The 9,339-nt window shown below is 71.9% G+C and carries 12 protein-coding genes and 2 pseudogenes; 5 read left to right on the forward strand and 9 right to left on the reverse strand.

Annotated features, from left to right (window positions below; genetic code table 11):
* Positions 1 to 151: 151 nt before the first annotated feature.
* The 6 genes from AB0B76_RS58030 to AB0B76_RS58055 are packed head-to-tail and all read right to left on the reverse strand — an operon-like array spanning position 152 to position 5,547.
* Positions 152 to 472: a hypothetical protein gene (locus tag AB0B76_RS58030; protein WP_360394765.1), complete on the reverse strand. Its 321-nt coding sequence runs from the start codon at positions 470 to 472 to the stop codon at positions 152 to 154.
* A 5-nt stretch (positions 473 to 477) separates the two neighbouring features.
* Positions 478 to 1,077, reverse strand: a complete 600-nt coding sequence (locus tag AB0B76_RS58035; protein WP_360394767.1) for an ATP/GTP-binding protein — start codon at positions 1,075 to 1,077, stop codon at positions 478 to 480.
* Positions 1,055 to 1,474 carry a DUF742 domain-containing protein gene (locus AB0B76_RS58040; protein ID WP_360394770.1) on the reverse strand — a complete coding sequence of 140 codons (420 nt, stop codon included), beginning with the start codon at positions 1,472 to 1,474 and terminating at the stop codon, positions 1,055 to 1,057. Before AB0B76_RS58040 ends, AB0B76_RS58035 begins: the two co-directional genes overlap by 23 nt.
* Entirely contained in the window at positions 1,471 to 1,923 is a 453-nt protein-coding gene (locus AB0B76_RS58045; RefSeq protein WP_360394773.1) for a roadblock/LC7 domain-containing protein, read from the reverse strand. The genes AB0B76_RS58040 and AB0B76_RS58045 overlap by 4 nt, the downstream gene beginning before the upstream one ends.
* Positions 1,920 to 4,448 (reverse strand): nitrate- and nitrite sensing domain-containing protein, encoded by a 2,529-nt coding sequence (locus AB0B76_RS58050; protein ID WP_360394775.1) that lies wholly within the window; start codon positions 4,446 to 4,448, stop codon positions 1,920 to 1,922. The genes AB0B76_RS58045 and AB0B76_RS58050 overlap by 4 nt, the downstream gene beginning before the upstream one ends.
* On the reverse strand, positions 4,435 to 5,547 hold the full coding sequence (locus tag AB0B76_RS58055) for a hypothetical protein (protein ID WP_360394777.1): 1,113 nt from the start codon (positions 5,545 to 5,547) through the stop codon (positions 4,435 to 4,437). Before AB0B76_RS58055 ends, AB0B76_RS58050 begins: the two co-directional genes overlap by 14 nt.
* Positions 5,548 to 5,796: 249 nt before the next feature.
* On the opposite strand from AB0B76_RS58055, the pseudogene AB0B76_RS58060 reads away from it, so the two are divergent.
* Positions 5,797 to 5,916, forward strand: a pseudogene (locus AB0B76_RS58060) (transposase); the annotation flags it as partial.
* A 226-nt stretch (positions 5,917 to 6,142) separates the two neighbouring features.
* Here AB0B76_RS58060 and AB0B76_RS58065 read toward each other — a convergent pair.
* The 3 genes and pseudogenes from AB0B76_RS58065 to AB0B76_RS58075 form a co-directional block, all read right to left on the reverse strand.
* Complete coding sequence (locus AB0B76_RS58065; RefSeq protein WP_360394790.1) at positions 6,143 to 6,277, reverse strand: hypothetical protein; 135 nt, start codon at positions 6,275 to 6,277, stop codon at positions 6,143 to 6,145.
* 97 nt (positions 6,278 to 6,374) lie between these two features.
* Positions 6,375 to 6,887, reverse strand: a complete 513-nt coding sequence (locus AB0B76_RS58070) for a hypothetical protein (protein WP_360394792.1) — start codon at positions 6,885 to 6,887, stop codon at positions 6,375 to 6,377.
* A 250-nt stretch (positions 6,888 to 7,137) separates the two neighbouring features.
* Positions 7,138 to 7,869, reverse strand: a pseudogene (locus tag AB0B76_RS58075) (serine/threonine-protein kinase); the annotation flags it as partial.
* A gap of 486 nt (positions 7,870 to 8,355) precedes the next feature.
* On the opposite strand from AB0B76_RS58075, the gene AB0B76_RS58080 reads away from it, so the two are divergent.
* From AB0B76_RS58080 to AB0B76_RS58095, 4 genes are all read left to right on the forward strand, one after another.
* Complete coding sequence (locus AB0B76_RS58080; RefSeq protein ID WP_360394779.1) at positions 8,356 to 8,508, forward strand: hypothetical protein; 153 nt, start codon at positions 8,356 to 8,358, stop codon at positions 8,506 to 8,508.
* A 120-nt stretch (positions 8,509 to 8,628) separates the two neighbouring features.
* Positions 8,629 to 8,841, forward strand: a complete 213-nt coding sequence (locus tag AB0B76_RS58085) for a hypothetical protein (protein ID WP_360394782.1) — start codon at positions 8,629 to 8,631, stop codon at positions 8,839 to 8,841.
* A gap of 32 nt (positions 8,842 to 8,873) precedes the next feature.
* The gene (locus AB0B76_RS58090) at positions 8,874 to 9,074 is read left to right on the forward strand and encodes a transposase (RefSeq protein ID WP_360394787.1); all 201 of its coding nucleotides are present in this window, start codon (positions 8,874 to 8,876) and stop codon (positions 9,072 to 9,074) included.
* A gap of 61 nt (positions 9,075 to 9,135) precedes the next feature.
* On the forward strand, positions 9,136 to 9,339 hold a 204-nt coding region (locus AB0B76_RS58095; RefSeq protein WP_360394784.1), incomplete at its 3' end, for a hypothetical protein.

The following is a 9,339-nucleotide window of genomic DNA, read 5'->3' on the forward strand; positions in this document are numbered from 1 at the left end:
ACGCCGACCGCTGCGGCAGCCACAGGCACGGGCGGATCGATGACTTCACTGCTCAAGACTGCCTCGATCCTGCCAACGCTCAACGCAACGGAGCCCCGCCAGGTGTAGTCATCTCCATGTGGGAGGCCGAAGAGTCCGCCGCCGCATCGGACTAATCGAGGATCCCGGGATTCTCCCGCAAAATATATGCCAGACGCGCGGCCGTCGATTCCGGCGGTCCGGCGTCGGTGTCGAGCACGGCCTCGACCTCGACCCCGCTCTCGGTGCGGGTGACACGTAGGCGCCAGGCGACCCCGGCGTCCTCGGCCACGACGGACAGAGACAGCGACGGGTGGCGCTCCGCCAGGTCCCGCGCGGTCTGGATCACGTCGTCGATGACCGGCGGGGCGGCCCCGCCGCCGGCCGCGCGGCGACGCAGCGCGTCCCATCTCGCCAGGCGCGTGAGGGCATCGTCGGGTGGGCGGGCTCCCATGGCGATTACTGCGCTCCGGTGACCAGGGCGCGCTGCAGCGCGCCTTCGAGCACGATCAGCATCGCGTCGCGCACCGAGGTGCGCACGCGGGCGTCGAAGCTCACGACCGGGACCTGGTCGGCGACGGCGAGGGCCCAGCGCACCTCCTCGAGGCTGTGCGCCATCCGGCCGTCGAAGGTGTTGACCGCCACGACGAAGGGCAGCCCGGCCCGCTCGAAGTAGTCCACCGCCGGATAACAGTCGTCCAGCCGGGAGCTGTCCACCACGACGAGGGCGCCGAGCGCGCCGCGGACCAGGTCGTCCCACATGAACCCGAAGCGATCCTGGCCGGGGGTCCCGAAGAGGTAAAGCTTCAGGCTGTGGTCGATGGTCACGCAGCCGAAGTCCATCGCCACCGTGGTGGTGGTCTTGGTGCTGGCTTCGCCGGGGTCGTCGATGCCGAACGAGGCGGACGTCATCTCGGCCTCGGTGGTGAGCGGGGCGATCTCGGAGATCGCCCCCACGGTCGTAGTCTTTCCCACGCCGAATCCCCCGGCAACGATGATCTTGACGGGGACGGGTGCCCGGGTGGCAGCGGGCCTATCAGCTGATTGAACGAAGTCCATGCATCACTCGCAGGATGGTCTCGGCGGATTGGGAGTTGACGATGTCGACAACGTGCACGTCGAGGTAGCCCGCGACGCGCAGGTCGGCCACGAGGATGCGGGCGACGCCCAGGTGGAGGGGCACCAGGGCGGACAGCTCGGCCACCGAGATCGGCCGTTTGCACAGCCGCACGATCGCCTGCATCTCCGGCGTGAGCGCCGCCGTTGCGGCGGCGTCGCCGCGCAGCGTCACCTGGGTCTCCAGGCCGATCTCACGATCGACCGCCTCGACCCGGCCGGACGTCAGCACGAACGGGCGCGGCTCGGCCGCGCCGCCCCCGGCCTCCTCGGCGGGGTCGTCGGCGCCGCTCAAGCCACCACGCAGATACGGCGGGATCCGCCCGATCGACCCGGTCACGTCTGGACGGAGTTTTTCAGTTCCGCGATTAGGGCGGGAGTCAGCGCGGCGCCGGCCCGGCCCGCGAACAGGGTCATCTCGTACGCCACCGTGCCCAGGTTGGCCGACCGGTCGGCGATCACACCCAGCACCGATCCCCGGCTGATCGCAGTGATGAGTAGGTACCCACCGGCCATGTCGACGATGACCCGGTTGAGCGAGCCCAGCGAGTACCAGCCGGCGGCGCCCGCGGCGAGGCTGGTCATCCCGGACACGATCGCGGCCAGCCGGTCGGCGTTGGCCCGGTCGTGTACCGCCGACATGGCCATCACCAGACCGTCGGACGATACGGCGATCGCCTCCCGGACACCCGCGGTGTTCGTGGTGAACGAGTCCAGGAGCCAGTTGAACTTCTTCGCATCGGCGCTGAGCCCCGATGGGCTGCTCGCGGGCGTGAAGGTGCTGCTCATCGTGGTGTTCCCTCTTCGGTGTCGGTTGCGGGCGGCGCGTCGCGCAGCGCGCGGGCCACGCCGGTTTCGAACTGCTCGACGAGACTACGGACTGTCTCGGGATCAGCCACGGCCGCGCCCGGTTCGGGCGGGCGGTTCGGCCGGTCCATCCCGGCGAGGGCGGCGCCGGGGGTCCGCCGCCGCAGGGGCCGCGGGCCGGTCCCGTTCATAGGCGGTGGCGTGGGAGGACAATCCGGCGGCGGTACGACCAGTGCCGCGGCGTCCGCATCGGCGCGACGCACGCCAGCCTCGAACTGCTCGATCAGGTCCCGCGCGGCGAGCGCGTCCGGGGGCCCCGGCGGCGCCTCCGGCACCACACGCTCCAGGCCGGTCGGCAGCTGACGGCCCGGCACCCGACGGCGCAGGCCGGACGGCCCGCGGTCCTCCTGGGTCGCCGGCATCTGCGGGGTTGCCGCGGGCAGTGCGCGGGAGGCGGTCTCGAAGGCGTTCCACGGCCGCCAGTTCCGCATCGCCTCGTCGGCCTCCTGCAGCCGGCGGGCCGGCGCGACGGCCGCGCGGGGTGCCTCGAGCTCGCGCGTGGGCGCGTCGGTCAGCGACACCGCCGGTTCGGTCCGCACCTGCACACCGACAACCGGGCGGGTGTCGTACAGGAACGCGCCGTCGGTGCTGATCGCCGGGGCGGAGACGACGTGCGACGGACCGAGGTCGACGGTCGCGGTGACGCCGCCGGCCGGGGTGTGGCCAAGCTCCACGCCGAAGCCGTGACGGCGGGCGAGCCGACCGGCCACGAACAGGCCGAGGACGCGGCTGGGCGCGAGGTCGAGCCGCTCGCGGCGCACCAGCCGGGCATTCTCCTCGGCCAGGCGCTCGTCGCTCATCCCGATGCCGTTGTCGATCACGGCGATCCGCAGGCCGCCGGGCACGGCGCGCGCGGCGACGGTGACCCGGGTGTGCGGCGGCGAGAAGTTCGACGCGTTCTCCAGCAGCTCGGCCGCGAGCAGCACCAGGTCGCCGGCGACACCAGGGGCGACGAGCAGCTCGATCGGGATGTCGGTGTCGACGCGGGTGTACTCCTCGATCTGGCCGAGGGCGAGCCGGACGACGTCGATCAGCCGGACCGGGGCCACGTGGTCCTCGCCCTGGCCGGAGCCGGAGATGACGACGAGGCTGTCGGCGCTGCGGCGCAGGCGGTTGGAGAGGTGGTCGAGGCGGTACAGCTGCTCCAAACGGGCCCCGTCGGTCTCCCGCGACTCGAGCTGGTCGATGATGCCGAGCTGGCGGCCGACCAGGTTCTGGGTGCGCCGGCCGATGTGGCCGAACATCTCCGCCACGTTGCGCCGGCTCGCGACCTGACGCTCGACCAGCTGCGCGGCCGTGGTCTGGACCCGGTCGAACGCGCGGGCCAGGTCGCCGATCTCGTCGACGCCACCGGCGTCGAGCACGTCGAGGTGCACCGGCGTGCCGGCCTCGACATCGTCGTCCGCGACGCGGCGCAGCTCCTCCTCGCCCGCCTCGGCGATCCGCTCCGCGGACCGGGTCAGCCGGGTCAGCGGCGCGGCCACGGCGCGGACCACGGAGGCGACCAGGACCAGCACGAGGAGCAGGATCAGCGCGGTCAGCGCGCCGGCGCCGTACGTCGTGGTCAGCGCCTGCTGCTGCTCCCGGCTGACGGTGGAGCTGAGGTCGTCGATGAGGCGCTTCTCGACGTACCCGCCGAGCACGCTGAACGACAGCAGCTTCGGGAACAGCTCCGCCAGCGGGCGTTCCTGCATCGTGGCGACCGGGTTGACGTCGAAGTCGTCGTCGAACGAGGTGCCCAGCCGCTGATGGAAGGCGGTGGCCACGAGGCCGTACAGCTGGGCCTGCGCGGGCGTGGCGAAGGCGGCGAACCGCTCCTCGTACAACTCGCGCTCGATCTGCTCCTCGCGGTACCGCACGAACAGCGACTCGGCGTCGCCGCGCGACATCATGGCCAGGATGGCGGTGCTCTCGGTGAGCGACTCGTTCGCGCGCAGCAGCACATCGAGCGTGAGCAGCTCCCGGCCGGTGGCGGTGGTGGCGTCGGCGCGTCCGACGAGCCCGAGCGCCTCGATCGTGTCGTCCAGGAACGGCGCGAACGCGTCGAGAATCTCGTCCGGGGTGGCCGCCCTGATGCGCACGCGCTCGCGCAGCGGCGGCAGCTGCTGGCGGATCGCGTCGAGCGAGGTCACCAGCTCCGCGGGCAGATTGCCCGCGGCGAGCACGGCGGCCAGCTGCTCGGAGACCCGGGCCGACTGCCGGGCCAGGTCGGTGCGGTCGACCGCGCCGAGCAGGTAGCCCACGGACAGTAGCCGCTCCTGCTGGAGGTCCTCCACAAGGGGGCCGACCCGTTCGGTGAGCCTCACGGCGGCGTCGGTGTCCGCCGCGCGGTTCGCGGTACCCACCAAATTCACCACTACGGGCACGAACAGGCCGAACATGGCCAGCAGCGGCACCGCGACCAGCAGCGTCAGCTTGCCGCGGATGCGGAACCTACCGAGCAGCACCTAACCGCTCCCTGTTGTCGTACTGCGGGCCGGGTGCGACGCTGGGCCACGCCGGCCGCGGGTTGCTCACGGCGTCGTTGCGCCGCCTGCGTCGGCGCAGCGCCTGCAGCAGGGTCAGCGCTGGCGCCGCCAGACCGAGCAGGATGGCCGCGACCAGGGTGGCGACGGCCGCGGCCTCGCGCGATTCGAGGCTCGACACCCGCTCACGCAGCAGGCCGTCGATCTTGCTCAGCAGCGACGCGGACAGGTCGGCCCCGGCGCGCACGAGGTCGTCGCGGTCCTTGGCGAACCGCGCCGGGTCGACGGCGAGCGTCGTGCTCGCCGTCTCCGCCGACGGGACGAGGGCGTCGGCCGCCCGGCTGAAGCCGTCGATCTTGGTCAGCAGGGACGTGTCGAGGCTCTGGTTCGCGGTGCCCTGGGCGGCGCGTTGGACGTCCTCGGACAGGTCGCGGGCGGACCCGATGAGGTCGGATCGGGCGGCGGCGATGCCGAACAGCGCGTCGGCCTGCGCGGCCGCGGGCAGCCGCCGGGCCTGCAGGACAAGGCCGGCGTACCGCCCGGCGGCGGCGATGCCCTCCGGTAGCTCTTGGGCGCCGCCGTCGGCGAGGTTGTAGGTCTCGGCGTGCGGGTCGCGGGCCAGGCCGGATGCGCTGCGCACATTGTCGACGAGGTCCACGAGCAGGTCGATGGCCTCGCCGTAGGCGTCGAAGAGGGCGGCAGGGGTGCCGGTGGGCGGCACCGCCTCGATCTTGTTGCGTACGTCGGCCCACCGGTCGTACGTGAGCAACTCGCCGCCGTACTCGTCATCGAGCCTGGCCGCGCTGCCGACGGCGGCGGTCAGCGGCCCGCCCTGCACCGGGTTGCCGGCGGCCGCGACCGACTGCGCATTGACGAGTTCGATCTCCAGCGGCACGAGGGCCTGCAGGTACGCCACGCCGTGGCGCTCGGTGACGGCGAACGCGGAATCGTCGTCGGTGGACTGACGCTGCAGCCCGAACAGCACGGCCGTCGGCGCGATGAGCGCCACCGGCAGCACCAGCCGCACGAGGAATGCGACGGCACCGCGGGACCGGCGGTCGGGGGATGTCGAGATGGCCATGAATCACTCTCTGCAGGACATTGCCCGCGTGGGAGCGCGGTCGACGGGGACCCGACCTTAGCTTTCCGCCAGTTGATCGCGTCATGAACGGGTCGATTGGATGTGCATGGCGGACTGGGTGATCGCGCTCACCAATCCGGTGAGAACGTTAGTTAATCATTGCCAGATGCGTATGCCATCAATACAATGCCCTGCCACCCTCCAGTCAGTCCCCACGAAAACGTCGCGGCCGGCTGAGTGTCGCATTACTACGTGTTCTTCGTCATGGAGGTCGCCACCCGGTACGTGCACATCCTCGGGGTCACGACCAACCCCGACGGCGCGTGGACTACGCAGCAGACCCGCAACCTGCTCATGGACCTGGCAGAGCGGGTCATGACGACCGCGCCTCTGCGTCCGCACATCGGCCAGTTCAGTGCGCCTCGGTGGCCTGTGCATCCGTCACGGTCCGTGAGACTAGCGGCGCGTGGCGGGCACGTGGCCGGCGCGCACTACGCGGCATAGCGCGCACCCGATCATGGCGTGCGTGACCTGCGGGACGTCAAGCCGCGCCGCGTGCGGACGGTTCTGTCGGTCTTCGAGATGCGCGGTGGTGTCACAGCGCCGGGTAGGCGTTGGCCATGAGCTGCCGGAACTGGGCGGAGAACCAGGCGCCGCGGGACGGGGCGTTCGGGAGGGCGCCAGTGGGGCGGTAGCCGTTCCCGCTGCCCGAGTACGTCGAGTCGCACATCAGGTTGCCGCCCGTGGCACTGCTCGATGATGCCGCCGTGCGCCTCGGTCGCTGATCCGCCCGAGGGCGACCGGCGGGCACGGGCGCCGCCGGTCGCTCAGTCGCCGCCCAACAGGGGCCGCAGCAGGCCGGTGAGCTGCGCCGCCGTCTGCTCGGCGACCTGCCCGTCCTCGCGCAGCTGGTCGATCGTGCGCTGCAGCTCCTGCGCGGACTTGCGCGCCTTGCCGCGGCCGGCGTTCTGGCGCAGGTCGTCGACCTTCTCGCGCAGCTTGTCCGCCGCCTCGGCGTCGATGGTGCCCGCAACGACCGCGTCGGCGACCGCGGCCTCGATGCGGTCCGCGATCTCCTGCGGGGTGGTGGCGGCCGGCAGCCGGGACGCCGTCGTGGTGGGCGGCCCCGTCGGGTCGGCCTGGGTCGTCTGGCTCGGCTGACCGGGCCCGCCGGACCCGGCCGGCTGGGCGGTCCGGTCCGCGGGACGGGACAGCAGCATCGCGGTCACCACGGCCAGGGCGAGGCCGAGCACCACCACGGCGCCGACCAGCGCGCCCAGCACCGGCCGGGGCAGGCGCCTCCCCCGCCACGCCGCCGGACTCGGCGTCCGGCTCGACATCGAAGTCGGGCTCCGCGGGCGCGACCGTGGTGGCCGGGTGCGGCAGCGGCGCGGACCCGACGGCATAGCCGGCCCGCGGGCCCTGCGCCGCCGACGGCGGGCCGTGTGTTGCCGGCGGCGGGGCGCCCACGACGGTGGGCAGGGCCGTCGTGACCGGTGGCCGCCGGCCGGCCGCCGCGGCCAGTCCCCGCGCCGCCTCCTCCGCGGTCGGCCGACGGGCCGGATCGGCAGACATGCAGTCCATGCACAGCCGCCGCACCTGCCGGGGCAGGCCCGGCACGTCGAGCGGCGGCACCGGTGCCCCCAGGGCCGCCGCCCGGTGCGCCTCGGCCGCCTCCTTCCAGGTCAGCGCCTTGACGGGCCGGCGCCCGGTCAGCGCCTCGTACAGCAGCACGCCCAGTTCGTAGACGTCGCTCTCGGGCGCCGCCGCGCCGGACTGGAGCCGCTCCGGTGCCGCGTAAGCGGGGGTGCCGACCAGCCGGCCGCCGTCGGCGGCCGGCTCGCCCCCGCCCAGCGCGGCGATGCCGAAGTCGAGGATCTTGGCGCCCGTGCCGGTCAGCATCACGTTGCCGGGCTTGATGTCACGGTGCACCACGCCGACGCGATGGGCGGCCGCCAGCGCTGTGGCGACCTCAGCCGCCATCGCGGTCGCCTCCGGCCACGGCAGCGGCCCCTGCCGCAGCCGATCGGCGAGGCTCTGCCCCTCGACGAGCTCCATCACCAGATACGCCACCGTGGTGCCGCCCGGCAGCGCGGCCTCGCCGTAGTCGTACACCTGGGTCACGTGCGGATGGGCCAGGCGGGCCGCGGCGCGCGCCTCCGTCCAGGTCGCGGCGCGCAGCAGCGGGTCCACGGCCAGCGGGGCGGTAAGCATCTTCACCGCCATCGCGCGGCCCAGCACCTCGTCCTCGGCCCGCCACACCTCCGACATCCCGCCCACGCCGATCCGCTCACGCAGCGTGAACCGGTCATGCACGCGCATCCCAGCGGTCCACACCGACGCGGGCACACGCCGGCCCGACTCATCCGACCACAACACCGTTGACCTAACTGTTGGGGAACATCTGCGTCGGCCGCGCCGGACTCGCGCCGACGCATACCAACCGTATAAAGGGCGGAGCGCGGCCGCGCCGCGTTACGGCGTGCCGCGGCCGCGCAGCACCAGAGACAACTGCCAGCTTCGCGAAGACCAGGCGCCGGGGCAGGCAGGCCTCGCGAAGGGCCCAGGCGAGGCTTGTCGCTCATGCTGTGGCGCGCGCGGCAGGCAAAGTTGCCGACGTTCGCGGCCGAAGAACTGCGTTGGTCCCGGATGTACCACTGTGAGGGGTGCGGTCTGTCATTCATGCCACGATTGTTCGGCGTGCCGACCGGTACTCGCGGACGTTGAAATTAGCGTGGTCGGGTGTCGCGCAGCGCCAGGTCGAGCAGGACGGGATGGCGCGGGTGGAGCGCGATCGAGCCTGACTTCGTGGTCGCACCGCTCCATATCAGGAGCATCTTCCCGCAGGAGTTGCCGCTGCTCATCTGGCTCGGCGGCCTTCGGCTCGTCGAGCGCTTCGGCGACTGGACGCGTCGGTCATTTGGCGTGGATTCGCCGCTCCAACTCTGCATCTGCGAGTGAAAACATCCGCACACCCGCTCATCGGCATAGAAAGACGTTCTGCGTGTCGATGCAGGACGTAGGAACGTCCCCCTGATGCGCTTGTCGGGCTTGGTGTCCCATCGCAGGAGGAGGACGTTCGTGGGTAACGGTAGCGGTGTGTCCCGCGGTGATCGCAACCGCAATGCGCGGATCGCTCGGTTGCGGATGCTGGTCCCGACCGTGAACGCGATCGTCGGCATCGACTTGGCACACAAGAAGCAGATGGTTGTGGTCACGGACCATGACTCGAAAGTGCTGGCACGCAGGACATTCCGGTGTCACGCCTGGGATCTGGGCACGGCGTTGGACTGAGCAGGGAAGCAGGCGGGTTCGCCGGTGTGACGGTGGCGTGCGAGCCGACCGGTCACCGCTGGCGGGTGCTGGGGCAGCTGGCCGGGGAACGCGGGATGCCGTTCGTGTGTGTCCAGCCGATGCTGTCGTCGTGGGCGCGTCGCAGCGAGGACCTGACCTTCGACAAGACCGACGAGAAAGACGCCGTCATCATCGCCCCGTCTGATCGCTCAGCTGCGCTGCTACGTCCCTGAGCCGATCGATGAGACGTGGGGGCGGCTGCGGCATCTGGGCGCGCGCCGGGAGCAGTTGCTGGTGGAAGCTGTCAGTCAGGTCCAGCAGATCCGAGCCTTGTTGGAGTGCGTGTGGCCGGCGGCGTTGCAGACCGCGCGGCAACCGTTTCGTTCCCTGACGTGGACCGCCGCGATGAGCGTTGTGGTGGACCGTGATGGCGGGGATCTGGCTCGGACCCGCCGGCTGGGGTTGGTGCGGTTGGAGACGGCGGTGCGCCGCGAGGTC

Source organism: Dactylosporangium sp. NPDC049140 (assembly GCF_040648435.1).

Bases quoted from the DNA above. Each gene is read 5' to 3' on its own strand.
- AB0B76_RS58030 (WP_360394765.1), bottom strand. From the start codon at position 472: ATGGGAGCCCGCCCACCCGACGATGCCCTCACGCGCCTGGCGAGATGG.
- AB0B76_RS58035 (WP_360394767.1), bottom strand. From the start codon at position 1,077: ATGGACTTCGTTCAATCAGCTGATAGGCCCGCTGCCACCCGGGCACCC.
- AB0B76_RS58045 (WP_360394773.1), bottom strand. From the start codon at position 1,923: ATGAGCAGCACCTTCACGCCCGCGAGCAGCCCATCGGGGCTCAGCGCC.
- AB0B76_RS58055 (WP_360394777.1), bottom strand. From the start codon at position 5,547: ATGGCCATCTCGACATCCCCCGACCGCCGGTCCCGCGGTGCCGTCGCA.
- AB0B76_RS58065 (WP_360394790.1), bottom strand. From the start codon at position 6,277: ATGTGCGACTCGACGTACTCGGGCAGCGGGAACGGCTACCGCCCCACT.
- AB0B76_RS58070 (WP_360394792.1), bottom strand. From the start codon at position 6,887: ATGTCGAGCCGGACGCCGAGTCCGGCGGCGTGGCGGGGGAGGCGCCTG.